The organism is Acidobacteriota bacterium, assembly GCA_016208495.1.
Lineage (GTDB): Bacteria > Acidobacteriota > Blastocatellia > Chloracidobacteriales > Chloracidobacteriaceae > JACQXX01.
In genome coordinates this window covers 13,676-30,523 of record JACQXX010000081.1, presented here as the reverse complement: position 1 = coordinate 30,523, position 16,848 = coordinate 13,676, and the positions used below count along the sequence as shown (strand labels likewise).

The window sequence follows — 16,848 nt, the reverse complement described above, 5'->3', positions numbered from 1 at the left end:
TTTCGGCCCTCCTCACCCCTACTTTCCCGCTTGCTCTTTTTTCCCCTTCCTCCCTCTTTTCTCTTTTCTCTTCTCAGCGCGGAAACTCTTTTTCCTTTTTCCTTTCTTTTCTTCATTTACAGACTCACCGGGAATTGCTGCACTATCATTCTTGGGTTATCGGTAGCTGTCGTTCCTGTTTCATTCATTGTGGCACTTTTTATCAGCGAACGAGGAATCGTAAGAGCCCAAACTCGCGCCAAGGCAAACAATGAAAAACTCACTCAGGAAAATATAATTCGATCAATCATCTTTTTGACGGTTCTGGTCAACCTGGGACTCTGGTTGTTCTTGTTATCAACCTGTGGCGGCATCATTTGGTAAGTTTGTTAACCCTTGACCAGATGCTGAACCCTGAACCCCGAACCCTGAACCCTAAAAAAATGAAAGTTGACCGAACTCAGCTTGATGAATCGGTCGAAGCTTGGGTATATGTCAAGGTGTCAAATCAACCCCCTGAGCAACCTGCGACTTTTGATGGAACAATCGCAACGACAGCCAGCGGTGCCACGTGGCGAGTCACAGATTTTCAGCATTTGCCAATCCCACCCGAACACTTTCCGATTTTTGGGTTTGGCGAAGGCAGTGGAATTCTGACGTGGTGCAATAGCGACTGAGGAACACCTGATACCATGGCCATTTACCAAATCATTGAACACGATGCAGACAAATTCAGTCTGATCTTCTCCGAGTTTGACCAGAGTGAAGCTGTTTTTAACGAATATGACATGGAGGGCGGCGGATATGCCTGGCATGCCGTGCTGGATGCCTTGATCCGGCTTCATGCCCCTGAACTGGTTGACACCATTGAGTTTGATCCGGAAAGCTCAATGGTGGCCGCCGTGAGCCGAAGCCAGAAAGCATTGGAGCAACTCGGCAGCCTGCTTGAACAGGCGCTCGAAGATGAAGATTTTCTGCGCGAAGGCATCGAAAACGCCGATCTGGAACTGCTCGATTAGCCACCCTCAAGAGTGGACGATGACACCATCCTGCAATCATATTCTTGATTTATCAAAAGGCTAAATCACTGAAATGATTGTGTTTTCCTGAACCCTGAACCCTGAACCCCGAACCCTAACTGGTATTACCCTTGTGTTTGTCGAATATTGAAATTCACGGGCTCGTCCGCAAACCTGAGCTGGAGATGGCAGGTTGGGCAAGTACTGATTTCATTGTCCGGATGGTCGCAAAACAGCGCTCCACAGGCACATTGGGCGGCAATTGGGTTTGAACAATAGGGGCAGGCGGGGCATCCGCGCAACAATGCGGAATTGATGGGTGGCAACAGGATTTCGTCATCCTCCTCAAACACTTCGAGACGATGCGCCGCCAGCGCATTATAGACTTCATCCTGCTCATCTCGCCCAAATCGAAGCAGATACGGCTGGCCGGTTTGACTGCACCGGGCGTGTAAAAAGACCTGACGCGGATGCTCAGGCCGACTTGAATAAGCTCGGGGCGGCATTTCAAGCTGCCCCCAGGAAAAGGGAGCCAAGGAAAGCCCAGTCCCGGTATGCCCAAGACCAATCGTTCGGCTCATCGTGGTCACCGAAGCCGTCATCCAGGAAAACAGTTTGCGGATGTTCACTGGTGAAAAATCTTGCATCAGCAAAACCGTATCCGTGAGGCGAAAGAGGACCTCGATATCAACATCATCGCCACAGCCGATGGCGCAAACGGTGGAAAAGGCCGGGTGGCTGGCGTGTCGGATCGCATCAGCGGCTGACTCCCAGGCATCGGTCGGCTGGCCATCGGTCAGCAGAAAGACCAGCGGGCGATAATCACCTTTCTGTGTCGGTGTCGGAAGCCGAACTTCGCGCTGGACACAGACCAGCAGCAGATGTAAAGCTTCACCCAGTGCTGTTCCAGGCCGAACTATGAAATGTGGCGCCTGGAACGCGAGAATTTCAGTCAATGGCAGCACCTGCCGGGCTTTCCGTGAAAAGGTAATCAGGCTTAAATGGGCCGTTTCAACCGCCATCGGATTTGAAGCCAGTTCTGAAACCAGGGTTGAAATGCCGGTTTCCACTGCTTCAATAGCTGGGCCGGCCATTGATTCGGAACAATCGAGCACCAGATAAATCGGCAACCGCCGCACGGATGAGAAATTTGTCATACTGATTCTGGGAAGCAAGGTGAGAAATATGAAAAAGCCAACATTGATGACCAGTTTATCATTATTTATTCTGGTCCTGACGGTCTATGTTGGGAGCTACCTGATTTTTCGTGCCCGTCATACTGAGGTTTGGGAACGCAACCAGCACGCCTATGTGATTTTTCCAAAGGACAATCTGGTCTGGTTTTATTTCTATCGGCCTCTGACTTATATTGATGGCCCACTGACCGGGATGCGGTTTCATATTGGACCGCACCAGGGCACACCCGAAAGCGGCGTCAAGTGAGCCGCACTCCACACACATCGAGGATTTTACATGACAACCGTTCGTTTTCGTGAAGCCGTTGAACAACATAGCCTGGAACAGATGCTGGCCGCCCTGGCCGATGACGCAGTCTTGAATAGCCCAATTTCATTTCAACCCTTTGAAGGCAAACGGGCGATTGCCGGTCTGTTTACGGTCTTGCTCCAGGTCTTTGAAGATTTCCGCTACACTGACCAGCTCCAGTCGCCGGATGGTACCACTGGCTTGATTTTCCGCGCCCGCATCGGTGACCGTGAGGTTGAAGGCATTGACATCCTTCGGTTTAATGACGCTGGCCTGATTCAAGATTTTACCGTGATGATCCGTCCAAAATCTGGCATGGATGCCTTGTTGGCGGCGGTCAGCACCAAACTCCCACCAAAAAAGAAGTCCGAGTAGTTTTCTTCCCCAAAAATTTATCTTGAATTCCAAAGCTCACGTAGCGCACAATGGTCGCCACTTCATTACCTGGTGATTGCAAACTTTAGGCTGAAGACATCGGGCTGGGGGTTGAGAGTTGAGGGCAACTGAAGGGATGAGGGATGAAGGATGAGGGATGAAACAAAGCCAATTCTTCAACCCACTTTCTTCAGCCCGTGGTCTTCAGCCCGTGGTCTTCAGCCCTGGTTTTCCCAGCCTTAAAATAGAAAGGTGTGTATTGTGGATAAAGACACGTTGATCAATGTGGCGGCCAAAATGGTTCGAGGTGGAGAACTGGCTCATCTGGCGGACCAGCAGCTTGATGACGACCGACTGGTTGAATTGTGGTTGCATGGGCGTAGCCCACACACCCAGCGCTGCTACCGATTGGATGTCAACCGGTTTCGAGCCTTCACCCAGAAGCCGCTGGCGCTGGCTTCACTTCAGGATTTACAACAGTTTTCCGATTCGTTTACCACGCTATCTCCAAGGTCGCTGGCCCGAGTCCTGTCAAGCGTCAAATCGCTGCTCGCGTTTGGGCACAAAATCGGATATTTGCAATATGACGTGGGGCGGGTGTTGCGCGTCCCAACGGCGAAAGATACCCTGACCGAACGAATTTTACCCGAAGCCGATGTCCTGCAAATGATTGCGCTTGAGCCAAATAAGCGCAACCGGGGGTTGATTCGCCTGCTGTATGCGGCTGGGCTCAGAGTGAGTGAAGTCTGCGGGCTCAAATGGCGTGATGTTCAGCCTCGGGCTGATGCCGGTCAAATCACCGTGTATGGCAAAGGGAGCAAAACCCGGACGATTTTGCTTTCCTCAACCACGTGGCGTGAATTGATTGGCTTGAAAGGCGAGGCAACCCCGGACCAGCCGGTGTTCCTGTCGCGCTTTAAACGCCAGTTTGATACCTCAATGGTCTACTTAATCGTCCGGGCAGCGGCCAAACGGGCGGGAATCGAAGGAAACGTCTCTCCACACTGGCTCCGGCACGCCCACGCGTCACACGCATTAGATCGCGGCGCACCAATCCATCTGGTGCAAGCCACGCTCGGCCACGAAAGTATTGCCACAACTGGCCGGTATCTGCACGCCCGGCCAACAGATTCGTCAGCCCGGTTCCTGCCGGTTTAGTTCAACTGATTTTCACCAGTTTGTCTCAAGTCATTTCACCTGTATCTATTGAGGAGAATTCAATGAAAAAACTGATTGTACTTCTGGTTTTAGCGATTTCGATAACCGGTCTAATGCCCCAGCTTTCCCAGACTTCGGCTGCGGAAGCAACTTCCTCGACTCCAATGGTCAAGGCCAGTTTGGGATCCTTGATGACCGAACTTGAAACGAATGTCAAATGGGGCGCTGTCTATGGGAGTTGGAAAAAACGTCGTGATTCGTGGCTGGTTGAATGCCAGCGGGCAAACTCGGCGCAAAAGTTAGGTGCCTTGCTGGCTGAATTTGAATCAAACGTCACCTGGGAAATGGTGGAAGCCGGCTGGCGAAAACGTCGTGATTCGTGGGTGGCTGATTGTCAACGTGCCACCACATCGGGCCAGGTCGCCTCGCTATTGCTTGAACTTGAATCAAATATGAAGTGGGCTTCGGTCACTTCAGGTTGGAAAACACGCCGGGACGGATGGATTCGAGAAGTCTCCGCCGCCAGATAGGAATGACAGGGTGACAGGATGACAAGGTGACAGGGTGACAAGGTGACAGGGTGACAGGATGATTTTTTCATCCCTCATCCCTTCCGTTGCCCCGAGCTTGCGAGTCTTCAGCCCCAAGCCCCAAGCCCCAAGCCCGAGGATTTTTCATCCCTCATCCTTCATCCCTCATCCCTTGAAAGAACCCCTGACCCCTGAATCAACTCCTATTTCTTCACACCATGAAAACTCTCGGACTGACCTTTGCCGGCGGTGGAAACCGCGCCTTTTATCAACTGGGCTTGATGAATCAGTGGGGATCACACATCTGGCCACACGTGGGTGCCGTGGCTGCCTGCAGCGCCGGTGCCTGCGTCGTGACTTTCATTTTAAGTGGCCGCCAGCACGAAGCCGGCGAATTCTGGAAGCAGCGTCGCCAAGGTGTGGTCAAAAATTTTGTCTGGTCAAATCTGCTCAAAGGTGAACGACCAACCCCCCATGCTCCAATTTACCGCGATACTCTGCTGCATGCCTTTGCTGAAGGTGGATTAGATCGAGTTCAGAACCAACCTTTTCCGATTTGGGTTTTGACCACCAAAATTTTGCCCTGGCTCCCGGCCCTGGCAACAGTGATGTTGGGTCTTTCGGCCTATTCGCTCGAAAAAGCCATGCGCAAGGAAATGATCCATCCATCGTTTGGCCGGTATCTGGGGTTTACTCCCTTTGCCTATGATGCCCGGCAATGCCAGACACCTGCGGAACTGGCCGACTTGATTCTGGCATCTTCGGCCACTCCCCCGTTTACACCTCTCGGAAAATTTAGTGGTCACCGGCTGCTGGATGGAGGCATTATTGACAACGCCCCCGCGTTTTTACTGGATCAAGAAACTGCCATTCAACAAACTGTCGTTTTCTTGACACGTCCCTATCCGGTTAACGTCCTTGGAATTCAGGGACCCCGGTTATATATCGCGCCAACCACTGACACTCCGGTTGACCGGTGGGATTACACTCGCCCCGAACTGATCGAAGCCACGATTGCCATGGGTGAGTCCGAAGCGAAGCTCCACGAACCTTCCCTGCGTCAGTTTCTCAAGCATTTGGTATAGTGCGTTGGAAATTCCTGGAATTTCCGTAAGATATTGATTTGAAAGAAAATCGTTCTTGAGCCCGCGAAGCGGGTGGCTGGCTCGTAGCCCCGGATGGAGCGCAGCGGAGTCCGGGGAAACAAGCCCTCCCTGGTTCTAACCCGCGCAGCGGGTGTCGGTAACTGTGATCGAAGACTCCCGGCGCCTCCTTCGGAGGCTCAATTCGGAACGGCACGTGGTCCCAGGGTTCGAAGACTCACCCTGGGCTACGAGCCTTCCACCCGCTTCGCAGGTTCAAACCCTGAATTTCCAAACAGTCTCTAAGACTCTTACCGCAAACCAAACGGTTGATATCTGAAGGAATCATCAACCAGCATTGCCGTCTTCCAAGGCTAAGGATCCGACCCTTTATGCCTGAGTTCGCCCCATCTTCGATATCCCAACCTTTGCCCCAACAACCGCTAGTGCTGGTCGTGGACGATGACCTTCAAATTCAGCGGCTCCTCCAAATTACGCTTGAACGAGAAGGCTATAAGGTCATTCTGGCTGGGAGCGGCGAAGAAGCCCTGATGTTGTTTCAGCAAATGCGACCTGACCTGGTTTTGCTGGATATTATGATGCCTGGGCTCGATGGCATCGAGACCTGTCGGCGATTGAGACAGTTTCCAGGGTCGGAAAAAATTCCAATTTTGATGCTGACGGCTTTAGCTGACGAAGCAGCCGTGGAAAATGCCTTTGCGGCTGAAGTCACTGATTTTTTGATCAAACCGATTCACTTTACTGTGCTTCGGCATCGGGTTCGGCGGCTGGTCAAAGCCCGTCAGGCTGAGGTCCAGTTGCATAATATCGAAGCGCGGATGCATTCGATTGTCTTTCACGCGCTTGATGCGATTATCAATTTTACCTGGGAGGGCACCGTTGAATTTTTGAACCCGGCTGCCGAACGGATGTTTGGCTTATCCGGATCAGAACCCAGAGGAGTTGCCATCCAGAAACTGCTGGAAATCGAAGACCCGAAATTGTTGATTCACTTTGGAATTCCGCTCGAATCCCAGGGGATTCGACAAGATGGCTCGACGTTTCCGGCTGAAATTTCAATGAGCCGGTTTCAAACCGACAACTATGACAAATTTACGGTTATTGTTCGCGACATTACTGAACGCAAACAGGCTGAGGCGGCACTCCGGACCTCACATCAAATCCTGCAGCAGACCCTCGATGCCCTCAAAGCCCATATTGCCATTTTGGATGAAAAGGGCACGATTTTATCAGTTAATGCGGCCTGGCGGGACTTTGCTGATGCCAATCAGATGGTGGGAAACTATGGGATCGGGGTCAATTACCTTGCGGTGTGTGATTCCGCCTGTGGGCAAAATGCGGAGGAAGCCTCGTTAGTTGTGACCGGGATCCGGAATGTCTTGACTGGCAAACAACGTGAATTTGTCCTGGAATACCCCTGTCATAGCCCAACCCGACAACGATGGTATAGTCTGCTGGTGACCAGGGTCGCAGAGGTCTCACCTGCCATAGGGACGCGGCTGGTGGTTATGCACCAGGATATAACCCTCCGACGACTGACCGAAGACGCCCTCCGCCAAACCTATCGGCAATCTCAAGAACGCATCCGGCAGGCTGAAATTGAATGGGTTGCCACCGTGGATGCGATTTCCGACATGATTTTGCTGGTTGATCAGAGCGGGCGCATCCGGCGGTGCAATAATGCCGTGGTCAGGCTCCTTGATCTTCCCTACTCGCGCCTGATTGGTCGCTTGATTGATGAAATCTTTTTCTACCAGACCATTGGTGATTTGGATTTTTGTGGTGCCTGGCCGCCATCGGAATTAACCCAGGTGGTCCGCGAAGTCCAGTTAACCGGGTTTGCCGGCCAATGGTTTGAAGTTCGCAGCTACTGGATTTCGCCCGAACGTGAAATCGGGGCTGGCTGGGTACATATTATCGAAGACATTACGGCCCGCAAACGAGCTGAAATGGAGATGCGACTGCTCTTGACGGCAATTGAGCAGGCCGCCGAAGCGATCATGATCTTTAATGCTCAAGGCATTGTCGAATACGTCAACCCGGCCTTTGAGGCCATCACCGGGTTTACCGAGTCCGAAATCATCAATCAGCAATTTCACACCCAGTTCTTTAAACCGACTGATGACAAAATCCTGTTGAAAATTATCCGCTCGGTGATGAAAGGTCGGTGGTGGCAGGGTGATTATCAGGCCGTGACCAAAGGCGGCCAGTTGTGCGTCGTCGAGGCCACGATTTCACCGATTCGCTCTGGCCAGGGCGAAGTCATCAATTATGTGGCCGTTGGCCGTGACGTGACCGAAAAACGCCGCCTGGAGTCAATTGCCGAAGCGGTCAATATGATGGACAACGTGGGATATATCTTTTCGGGAATCCGCCACGAGATGGGAAATCCGATTAATTCGGTCAAAACCGCTCTGACGTTTCTCAAAATCAATAATGGTCAATGTCAGCCGGAAACCGTGAGTAAATATGTTGACCGGGCACTGTCAGAGGTCTCGCGGGTCGAGTACCTGCTGCGTACCTTGCGAACCTTTAGCATGCATGAAAATCCACAACTGGAGCGGGTTGATCTGACTCAGTTTATTCAAAAATTCTTTGCCCTGGTAACTGATGATTTTGGCCGGCGGGGTATTTTGCTTGAGCGATACTTTGCACCGAACCTGCCATTTGTCAAAATTGATCAACGTGCCCTGCATCAGATTCTGATGAATCTGTTTTCAAATTCAGCCGATGCCCTGGATGGTTCGGAAGACCCAAAAATCAAAATTTCCGCATTCGTCAAAGACAAACGGGTTTGGATTGAAATCGAGGATAATGGGGTGGGCATGATCGAAGAGCAGGTGCTCAATCTCTTTAAGCCGTTTCACACATCCAAACCGCACGGCACCGGGCTGGGGCTGGTGATTACCAAACGGATGGTGACGCGCATGAACGGCACCATCAGCGTCACCAGCCGGCCAAGTGTTGGCACCACAGTTGGCTTGAGTTTTTCACCTGCATCATGAAAACTGGTCCATCCTGCACCCACTACTCACTTAACCAATGGAAAACACTATGAAAACAGTTCTAATCGTTGATGATGAACGATTGTTTTTAAGCAGTCTGGCCGACGTCCTGCCCTCTTACTTTGAAGATCTGAAAGTCCTCACCGCCGAAGATGGCTCAGAGGCAATTATCACCCTGCATACGGAAGACGTTGATCTGGTCGTGACCGACCTCAAAATGCCGCTCATGGACGGGTTTCAGCTCCTGGTTTATATGCTGAACAAACAAATCAATATCCCGGTCGTGGTGATGACCGCGTTTGGGACTCCGGATATTGAACAACAGGTATCGGCGTTTGGGGCGGTCGGGTGGATTGAAAAACCAATTGATACTCAGGTGCTGGCCGATACGATTAAAGAATGTTTTCTCAGGCAGGAAGGACTCAACCGGCGAGTGCGAGGCAATCTCAAAGGAATTACCCTGGCGACGTTTCTGAAAATTCTTGAAACTGAGAGCAAAACCTGCACCCTGCGGGTGATTTCAGAACAACGAGTTGGGACGATTTATTTCAAAGCCGGTGAACTGGTCAATGCCGAACATGAACTCCGCCGGGGCGAGCAGGCCCTGTTTGAGATTTTGAACTGGCACCCGGAAGAAATCACCTTAGAAAATGTGTGTAAGAAAAAAGACCGGGTCATTACCCGCACGCTCACCCAATTATTGCGGGATCTTTCAAATGACGAGCCACCCGCACCGGAAACACCCCCTCAGCCAGCAATGGAGGGCAATCAGAACACTGACGCACAATCCTATCCCTGGATCAATGATCTGCTCGATGGACTCAGAAGGATTGACGGTCTAAGGGGACTGGGACTGGCAAACTGGAAAAAGGGAACCACTCTGGGGATTCGCACTATTAGCCAATTGTTCGATCAGGAGGAAATGTGTGGGGAATATAGCAAAATTGTGAAGGTTGGGGTGCAGTCAATCAGAATACTGGAAACCGATGGCATTGTTGAGGATATGTTGTTTACTTCAGGAGACGATTTTCAACTTATTCGGATCTTACCAACCCATCCAGAGGTATTCATTCTGGTCATCATTGATAAACAGCGCGGCAACCTCGCTATGGCCCGGTATGAAATCTCAGGCTTGTTGCACAAGTTTGGGGTGTGAGGATTTGGGGCTGAAAAACCAGGGCTGAGAGCTGGTTTTCTCAGCCCTGGTTTTTTCAGCTTTAGATGGAAATTTTCTGCTCGATTTGTGCCAGCTTCAGCCGGGCCATGGCCAGATTTGATTTGTTGCGGTCTAAAACCAGGTAAAAGAACAGCGATGGATGAGCTTCGACCATTCGAATCAAATGATATTGAGTCTTGAGGGTAATCAAAATGTCCTCAATATGGTCATTAAGACCAAGCGATTGGGCGGCTGTTTTCTTTGCCCGAATCACTTCGGTATTCCCCGCAATTGCTAATTCAAGTTTTGAAGCCGGGTAGGCTGCCGTATTGGCACCATTGGCGCCTAAGCACATGCCGCTTTTCCAATCGCCTAACGCAACGGCGAGCGAACCATCAATTTGTAAGGCTTCATTTAAACATTCGTTTACATTTGCCATAGAAGAATTCTCCTTAGTCAGTAGAAATATAAGAGGTTGAGAGTTGGAGCAAACTATTGAAAAAACTGGGACCCAGAGTTCAGTTCCCAGGATGATGGCAGTGTTCTTCCCTGGAAGTCTGCCTTAATTCGCCAGCATTCGAAGTCAGGGCATTGCCCTGGGGCAAACTGGAAGGCCAGTCCCTTACCGAATAATCTTGACCTGATTTCGGTCAGAGTAGTGTCCAGGACAACCAAACCAGTTGCCGGTTTGGATACCAAAGGGGAACTCCTTTTCAATGGAGATTTCATCGAGACCAGATAAAAGCGTGAGAAGGGAGCAAACAGGGACTAGAGCCAAAACGAATTGAGGCTGCATATTAAAAGGAATTACCGATGCAAGGCAACTACCCCTTGGTCAATCAAGGAAATTTTCCTTACTCTCGTGCTTAACCCTTCACTTCTATCGTTCACCCTGGTCAAAAATGGGCCACGATTCGGCGGCCAATCAAGGAAATTTTCCCCATCTCCGCCGCCCTGGCTTCGGCGTGAAAAAGTTCCTCAACCAGAGCCGCCGCTATCTGAGTCGGTGGCAGGACCGGTATCAGATACCGGTACAGATAAGGCACGGCCAGAGTTGACTTGAGATGAAAACGGTCGGCAACAGCCTTCGTCATGGTCTGGATGGGATGAATGTGGTGGCTGTGGTCGTGGTGCCAGGCGGCAATCGGGTCGCTGGCTTCAAGCAACGTCGTGACAAATTCTCCGGAATTCAAATTGATCCATCGGTGAATGGTTTCACACCGCAATTTCTTGACGAACCAGTGGATCGTATCCACATCGGCCTCACCAAAGGCGAAGTCTTCAATCAAAAGCCGTCCTTTTGGTTTGAGGACTTCCTGCACCCGGCGCAGTGCGTCGTCAAGTGGGTGAATGTGGTGCAGAGATCGGGTAAAGGCAATTGCATCAACTTTTTCCCCTTGATATGCCGGCCAGACGGCAAGCTGGGTTTTGATTCCCCAGCGGCGGACCTCATCGAGCGAGACCACGTCTGAATCCAGAGCCGTAACGTGATAGCCGAGTTGATGCAACGCTCTGGCGACGTGCCCTTTCCCACACCCAACTTCAAGCACGGTGGCTTCGCGCGGCAGGTGTGCGGCCAGAAAACTGGTTGTTTCTCGGGTGGGAATATCAACTGGTTCAATCATTGCATCCTCCGTTTCCCAAAAGACCATCAATCAAGGATTTAGCCTGGTCAAACCGCTCATGAAATGATCCGGTAAGCACCTGAAACGGACGTGCCTGGCGGGTTAATTCAGAGAGAAATTCAGTGTGCATCCAGTGCCGGATGCCCTCTCCGTCACGGGTTCCGTCCTGCACAAACGGCGTGTTGACGTCCGGCACCAGGTACAAATCAGGGCGGCGGTGGGCGGCGGCAATTGCTTCCACCTCGGATGAAGGAACCCCCAGATAGCGCCGATGCCAGATGCTGGTGGCAAAGGCATCGGTGTCGCACATCAGGACCCGATTGGCCTGACGGGCGGCAGCAGTTTCACGGTCGCACTGTTTTCGGGCGATGTGGGAAAATTCGTCTGATTGCCAGTGATAACCGCCTTCCTGGTCAAGCTTCCATTCTGAATATTCACGGCCATATTCCGGCACCCAGACGGTTTGAAACTGTTCGGCCAGTTGTGCGGCCAGGGTTGTTTTTCCGGTTGATTCGGCACCGACGAGGCACACCCGCCGGGCGTAGAAGGCTCGAACCGGTGGTTCCAGAAAATCCCAGTACTTGAGTGGATTGGATCTCACTTTGGTTCCCGAAATCGGCACCCGAATCCGGGCTTGATCCACCAGCATGTGCCGACACTTGAGAAAATGGGCATACCGTTCGCCGTAATTTTCAGACGTAAATACCACATCGGGCGACCAGCCAAGAAACTCGATGGTGTATCTGGCCCAGCCTTCGGAATCATCTGAATCAACCGTGTCTTCAATCATCAAAACCTGGACCGTAGGGTGGATTTCCCGTAGCCACGCTGCCCGTTGCTCGGTGGGCGGTATTTCGTCAGGGCGACGGCAAATGAGAACCGTCACCTGGTCGGATTGGGCACAGGCAGTGTCAATCAAAAATTTGTGCCCACGATGCGGCGGGTAAAATTTCCCGATGACTAATCCACGGACTGGCATGTGAGTGTTCCGGATTGTTTTTTAAAGGTTTGTGTCCAGTTCATCAGACCGGCAATACACAGACACAGGAAAACAAAGTACAAAATGGCGGTTAATTGCAACCCACGATGGAGGTACAGGTAGATATAAATGATATTTGCCAGGATCCAGACATACCAGTTTTCAATCAATTTACAGTTGAGCAAATACTGGGCGGCCAGGCTCAGCACCGTGGTAAAGGCATCCAGAAGCGGCGCCGCCCCACTCACCCGGTGCAAGATTTGGGTTAATCCATAGGTGCCAAACAGGACAAACCCGGTCACCAGCCCCAGCATTTGCGGCGTGGCGTGGGCAATCTGACGGTGGGTGCGATTTTTCCCGCCATAGAGCCACACATACCATCCTTGGATCCCCAAGAGCATAAATACAACCTGAAGCCCGGCATCTCCATAGAGCCGTGCCTGCCCAAAGAGCACCAGAAAGAAAAGGTTATTGGCGATACCGATTGGAAAATTCCAGATGTGTTCTTTGACGACCAGATAAACACAGGCGGCCCCAGTCACAAACCCCAGGGTTTCAGTCAGGCTATAGGCCAGCCAGTGAAACGCAGATCCGAGCGTCATGGCGACTCCAAGGCCAAAAACTATCCAGTAATCAACGTGCTTCATGATGACTCACTCGTTCCAGAAGGGCCGAATTGACAGCCCACTCGCCCTTCCGGATTGTTCATTTTTGAAAAAGTCAGTGTTCATTACCGAACAAGGTTGCCGGGCTCAAGGTGTCAGTGATGAGTCAAACCGATTTTGAATCACCAGGGATATCAGACAGGCAAAGAGAGTAAAGAGATGAGAACTGGAGCAGAAAACATAGTTTAGCCTGTCAGACAAAACCTTACAAATAAAAGCAAAATCAGTGGTTGAGGCAAATTCTGGCTATGGCACGGCCTTTGCGCTGGTTTTTGTGCAACTCCTCAAGATGTATTCCGGTCCGCTCTTCCACATGTGTGGGTAATCTCATGTCTGAATCCACCAAAATCCTATGCGTACTATTGTCCAAGATGTTAAGTACAGCTTTCGACTGCTGATCAAGAAACCCGCGTTTTCAATTTTGATTATTCTGACGCTGGCACTTGGTATTGGGGCCAATACTGCTTTGTTCAGTGTCTTGTATGGCATTGTGTTTAAACCGCTGGCCGTCAACGAACCGGCCCGGGTGGTCACGATCTATCAGTATTATCACCGTATGCACATGCGCGGGGCCAATTCGCCGCCGAATTTTGTGGACATCCGGAACCAGTGCCAGTCGTTTGACTCAGTTGCTGGCACGGTTCCCTGGAATGCCAATCTCGTCGGTGACGGCGAGCCCTCCAGGGTGTTTGGTCTGCAGGTCTCGTCCAATTTCTTTCAAACTATTGGGGCCCAACCAGTGCTCGGGCGGGCCTTTGTGCCGGAAGAAGAACAGGCTGGCGCCCCGCTGGTGGTTATTCTGAGCCATTCTTTCTGGAAACGGCAGTTTGCAGGTGATCCGACACTGCTTGGAAAAACAATCAACTGCAACGCCCAGCCCTACACCGTGGTTGGTGTCATGCCGCCGGGATTTAGCTGGGGACGGTATTATGGAAATGAAGAAACCGCCGAAATGTGGGTGCCATTTCAACTCCTGCCCGAGCGATTAGGTGATACCAATCGTGGAAGCGAATACCTGGACATGTATGCCCGGCTCAAACCCGGAGTGACGCTGGCTCAGGCTCATGCGGAAGTGGATGGGCTCATTCGCGGTATTCATCAGCGGCTCGATTGGACCCACGGCACCGAAACCGGGCTTGAAATCAAAGTTCGCCAAATCCAGGAAGAAATCACCAGCGAGGTCCGCCCTTTGCTGACCATTTTATTTTCGGCTGTCGGACTGGTGCTCTTGATTGCCTGTGCCAACATTGCCAATTTGATTTTGGTGAAAATCGGCCAGCGGCAGTCGGAAATTGCCGTCCGGATGGCGCTTGGTGCCGGTAAATGGCGGATTATTCAGCAGTTGCTGACCGAGGCGTTGATGCTTTCGATCATCAGCGGATTGGCGGGATTGGGGTTCGCCTGGGTTTTGACGGAAACCATTCAATCGGCGGATTTACCCAATGTGCCACGTATCCACGACATTTCATTCAACTGGGTGGTGGCTTTCTTTGGAATCAGCATCACGATTCTCACTGGCTGTTTGTGCGGCATTGCCCCGGCCATTCGGGCGGGATCTAAACCTCTCACCGAATACCTCCGCTCACAGGGACGAACCATCACCCATGATCGGGTGTGGAATGTGTTCCGCAATGGCCTGGCTGTCACTCAGATTGCCCTGGCGGTGACATTGATGGCTGGGTCCGGGCTGCTGCTGGTCAGTTTGTATCATTTGCTGTCGGTGAATCCGGGATTTCAAACCGGCAATTTGTTGACCCTGGAGGTGTCGTTGCCGGATAAGCTGTATGACTCCAAAGCCAAAAAGGCGGCCTTTTTCCAAAACTCAACTCACGCCATTCGGCAGCTTCCCGGAATTCAAAACGTGGACGTGGTGACCGACATGCCGCTCAGCGGATCGTCGTCAACCAATACCATCACGATTGAAAATTATCAGGTTGACCCAGGTGACGCCGGTCCAACCGGCGAATATTTCTCGGTCACGCCCAATTATTTTCAAACGATGGGCATTCCCATCAAACAAGGCCGGGGATTTACCGAACAAGACAGGGCAGATTCAAAGCTGGTTGTGGTAATTGATGAAGTCCTGGCGCGCCGGTACTGGCCAAACGAAAACCCAATCGGGAAACGTTTCCATCGCCAGGAAAACGATGACAATCCCATCTGGCGGGAAATCGTGGGTGTGGTCGGGCAGATCAAAAACCGCAGCCTCAATGACATCGAACGCGGCCAATATTATATGCCCGTGGCCCAGGTCCCGGTGGGTCGAGCGAATTTTATGGTTCGAACCGCCAGTGACCCACTGTCACAAATCGAAGCCATCAAAAGCGCCATTCACAGGGTTGATCCACAGTTGCCAATCTACAAAATCAGAACCATGGATTCAGTTGTCGCCAAGTCATTGATCAATCAGCGCCTTTCAACCTGGGTGCTCGGTGCCTTTGCGGCGGTGGCCCTGCTGCTGAGTTCGATTGGGATTTACGGGGTGCTTTCAATTTCGGTGGTGCAGCGCTTTCAGGAGTTTGGAATCCGGATGGCGCTGGGAGCCAAACCAGCCGATGTCTTCCACCTGGTGTTGGGTCAAGGGATCAAATTGATTGCCCTCGGAGTGGTCATCGGTCTGACGCTGGCGTATTTTGCGACCCGCCTGCTGGAATCGGTCATCTTTGGGGTCAACCCGAGTGATCCAGCCGTTCTGATCGGTGTCACGCTGGTTCTGGCGCTGGTTGCCGTGATGGCCTGTGTGGTGCCCTCCCTGAGAGCCCTGAGAATCAACCCGATTGAGGCGCTTCGGGAAGGCTAATAGTGGCTAGTGGTTAGTGGTTAGAAATCAATACTTTCGAAGTAGAACCATTCACTAAGGAATCGTTAAAAAATAAGTTCTTGAATCACGGGTACCCTGTCACGTGTTGGTTTTCGGTTTTGCACCGCGAAGCGTTGCAGTTCCCCATGCGGGGTGCGGGCAGCAGCGGAAGGAGCATTCGGGAACGTGCCTCTCTACCGGTGGTAGCTCCCAAAACCTCGCAACCGACCGGCTATCCGAACGGCAGCCTTTCAGGATGCTCAATCCAAATGCCTGATTTCCAAGCGAAAACGGGAAGTTGATTTTTTACAGTCCCTAACCACTCACCACTCACCACTTGCTCTTCATTCTTCATTCTTGAGGCAGTTTTCAATGCAGGCTTCGAGTCGGTTTTGGAGGCGGTGAACCTTGACCCGGAGGTGGTTTAAGGTGAGACCAACCGTCTGGGCAATTTTTTCACGATCCTGGTTTCCCAAACGACCGCTTTGAACCCCGTAATATTCCAAAATCAGGGTTTTGGAATCATCGGGTAACTCTTCCAGGCACGTGTCGAGGCAATCAAGGTACTGGTCGCGGGTGGCATTGCGGGATTGAAGTTGCGGATGATCAAGATTGTCATCCATTTGATCGGTAACCCCGCTGCGCTGATTTTCTTTATACACGTTCCCCGCAATGCCTTTTAAGAAACTGTACGGCACTCTCGAATACACTTCCGACCCTTCAACAATCGCTCGGGCGGCTCGCAAAATGGATTCATCCGCCAGATCTTCGGCATTGGAACATCCGAGGCGGGCAAAGTAGTTCAGGAGTTGGGTTCGATAGGTGGCATAGACCTCCCAGGCCCGGTCGCGGTCAGGATGGAACTGGTCCAGCAAGGCAGTAAATGCCTCATTCGGTATTGCTGACCAGCCGGCGCCAAAAGGTTTTGCCACTACTGAAATGACCTCCTGCGGAAAGGTGGGAAGATAG

16 protein-coding genes are annotated in these 16,848 nt (G+C 51.7%); 10 read left to right on the top strand and 6 right to left on the bottom strand.

Annotation, left to right across the window (positions count from 1 at the left end; all coding sequences use genetic code 11):
• Positions 1-422: 422 nt before the first annotated feature.
• Positions 423-656: a hypothetical protein gene (locus tag HY774_16460; GenBank protein ID MBI4750079.1), complete on the top strand. Its 234-nt coding sequence runs from the start codon at positions 423-425 to the stop codon at positions 654-656.
• Between the two features lie 15 nt (positions 657-671).
• A complete protein-coding gene (locus HY774_16455; protein ID MBI4750078.1) occupies positions 672-998 on the top strand; it encodes a hypothetical protein in 327 nt (108 codons plus the stop codon).
• Between the two features lie 125 nt (positions 999-1,123).
• On the opposite strand, the gene HY774_16450 is transcribed toward HY774_16455, so the two are convergent.
• Positions 1,124-2,155: a VWA domain-containing protein gene (locus HY774_16450; protein ID MBI4750077.1), complete on the bottom strand. Its 1,032-nt coding sequence runs from the start codon at positions 2,153-2,155 to the stop codon at positions 1,124-1,126.
• A gap of 28 nt (positions 2,156-2,183) precedes the next feature.
• Here HY774_16450 and HY774_16445 point away from each other — a divergent pair, with 28 nt between their 5' ends.
• The 7 genes from HY774_16445 to HY774_16415 all read left to right on the top strand — a co-directional run bounded on the left by HY774_16445 (position 2,184) and on the right by HY774_16415 (position 9,810).
• Entirely contained in the window at positions 2,184-2,441 is a 258-nt protein-coding gene (locus HY774_16445; protein ID MBI4750076.1) for a hypothetical protein, read from the top strand.
• 30 nt (positions 2,442-2,471) lie between these two features.
• On the top strand, positions 2,472-2,858 hold the full coding sequence (locus HY774_16440; protein MBI4750075.1) for a nuclear transport factor 2 family protein: 387 nt from the start codon (positions 2,472-2,474) through the stop codon (positions 2,856-2,858).
• A 297-nt stretch (positions 2,859-3,155) separates the two neighbouring features.
• Entirely contained in the window at positions 3,156-4,016 is an 861-nt protein-coding gene (locus HY774_16435) for a tyrosine-type recombinase/integrase (GenBank protein ID MBI4750074.1), read from the top strand.
• Positions 4,017-4,078: 62 nt separating this feature from the next.
• Positions 4,079-4,546 carry a hypothetical protein gene (locus tag HY774_16430; GenBank protein MBI4750073.1) on the top strand — a complete coding sequence of 156 codons (468 nt, stop codon included), beginning with the start codon at positions 4,079-4,081 and terminating at the stop codon, positions 4,544-4,546.
• Positions 4,547-4,764: 218 nt separating this feature from the next.
• Positions 4,765-5,631, top strand: a complete 867-nt coding sequence (locus HY774_16425; protein MBI4750072.1) for a patatin-like phospholipase family protein — start codon at positions 4,765-4,767, stop codon at positions 5,629-5,631.
• Positions 5,632-6,020: 389 nt separating this feature from the next.
• Positions 6,021-8,654, top strand: coding sequence for a PAS domain S-box protein (locus tag HY774_16420; GenBank protein MBI4750071.1), 2,634 nt, complete (start codon positions 6,021-6,023; stop codon positions 8,652-8,654).
• A gap of 49 nt (positions 8,655-8,703) precedes the next feature.
• The gene (locus tag HY774_16415) at positions 8,704-9,810 is read left to right on the top strand and encodes a response regulator (protein ID MBI4750070.1); all 1,107 of its coding nucleotides are present in this window, start codon (positions 8,704-8,706) and stop codon (positions 9,808-9,810) included.
• 61 nt (positions 9,811-9,871) lie between these two features.
• Here the strand turns inward: HY774_16415 and HY774_16410 are convergent, their stop codons facing one another.
• The 4 genes from HY774_16410 to HY774_16395 all read right to left on the bottom strand — a co-directional run bounded on the left by HY774_16410 (position 9,872) and on the right by HY774_16395 (position 13,061).
• A complete protein-coding gene (locus tag HY774_16410) occupies positions 9,872-10,249 on the bottom strand; it encodes a hypothetical protein (GenBank protein ID MBI4750069.1) in 378 nt (125 codons plus the stop codon).
• Positions 10,250-10,706: 457 nt separating this feature from the next.
• Positions 10,707-11,435 carry a class I SAM-dependent methyltransferase gene (locus HY774_16405; protein ID MBI4750068.1) on the bottom strand — a complete coding sequence of 243 codons (729 nt, stop codon included), beginning with the start codon at positions 11,433-11,435 and terminating at the stop codon, positions 10,707-10,709.
• Complete coding sequence (locus HY774_16400; protein MBI4750067.1) at positions 11,428-12,414, bottom strand: AAA family ATPase; 987 nt, start codon at positions 12,412-12,414, stop codon at positions 11,428-11,430. Before HY774_16400 ends, HY774_16405 begins: the two co-directional genes overlap by 8 nt.
• Positions 12,396-13,061: a nicotinamide mononucleotide transporter gene (locus HY774_16395; protein ID MBI4750066.1), complete on the bottom strand. Its 666-nt coding sequence runs from the start codon at positions 13,059-13,061 to the stop codon at positions 12,396-12,398. The genes HY774_16400 and HY774_16395 overlap by 19 nt, the downstream gene beginning before the upstream one ends.
• Before the next feature lie 370 nt (positions 13,062-13,431).
• On the opposite strand from HY774_16395, the gene HY774_16390 reads away from it, so the two are divergent.
• Positions 13,432-15,879 (top strand): ABC transporter permease, encoded by a 2,448-nt coding sequence (locus tag HY774_16390; GenBank protein ID MBI4750065.1) that lies wholly within the window; start codon positions 13,432-13,434, stop codon positions 15,877-15,879.
• 344 nt (positions 15,880-16,223) lie between these two features.
• Here HY774_16390 and HY774_16385 read toward each other — a convergent pair whose 3' ends face one another.
• Entirely contained in the window at positions 16,224-16,811 is a 588-nt protein-coding gene (locus HY774_16385; GenBank protein ID MBI4750064.1) for a hypothetical protein, read from the bottom strand.
• Positions 16,812-16,848 lie beyond the last annotated feature (37 nt).

Coding starts and splice junctions, on each gene's coding strand:
- HY774_16460 (MBI4750079.1), top strand. CDS start 423: ATGAAAGTTGACCGAACTCAGCTTGATGAATCGGTCGAAGCTTGGGTA.
- HY774_16390 (MBI4750065.1), top strand. CDS start 13,432: ATGCGTACTATTGTCCAAGATGTTAAGTACAGCTTTCGACTGCTGATC.
- HY774_16395 (MBI4750066.1), bottom strand. CDS start 13,061: ATGAAGCACGTTGATTACTGGATAGTTTTTGGCCTTGGAGTCGCCATG.
- HY774_16420 (MBI4750071.1), top strand. CDS start 6,021: ATGCCTGAGTTCGCCCCATCTTCGATATCCCAACCTTTGCCCCAACAA.
- HY774_16440 (MBI4750075.1), top strand. CDS start 2,472: ATGACAACCGTTCGTTTTCGTGAAGCCGTTGAACAACATAGCCTGGAA.
- HY774_16430 (MBI4750073.1), top strand. CDS start 4,079: ATGAAAAAACTGATTGTACTTCTGGTTTTAGCGATTTCGATAACCGGT.
- HY774_16435 (MBI4750074.1), top strand. CDS start 3,156: ATGGTTCGAGGTGGAGAACTGGCTCATCTGGCGGACCAGCAGCTTGAT.
- HY774_16455 (MBI4750078.1), top strand. CDS start 672: ATGGCCATTTACCAAATCATTGAACACGATGCAGACAAATTCAGTCTG.
- HY774_16410 (MBI4750069.1), bottom strand. CDS start 10,249: ATGGCAAATGTAAACGAATGTTTAAATGAAGCCTTACAAATTGATGGT.
- HY774_16450 (MBI4750077.1), bottom strand. CDS start 2,155: ATGACAAATTTCTCATCCGTGCGGCGGTTGCCGATTTATCTGGTGCTC.
- HY774_16425 (MBI4750072.1), top strand. CDS start 4,765: ATGAAAACTCTCGGACTGACCTTTGCCGGCGGTGGAAACCGCGCCTTT.
- HY774_16445 (MBI4750076.1), top strand. CDS start 2,184: ATGAAAAAGCCAACATTGATGACCAGTTTATCATTATTTATTCTGGTC.
- HY774_16400 (MBI4750067.1), bottom strand. CDS start 12,414: ATGCCAGTCCGTGGATTAGTCATCGGGAAATTTTACCCGCCGCATCGT.
- HY774_16405 (MBI4750068.1), bottom strand. CDS start 11,435: ATGATTGAACCAGTTGATATTCCCACCCGAGAAACAACCAGTTTTCTG.
- HY774_16415 (MBI4750070.1), top strand. CDS start 8,704: ATGAAAACAGTTCTAATCGTTGATGATGAACGATTGTTTTTAAGCAGT.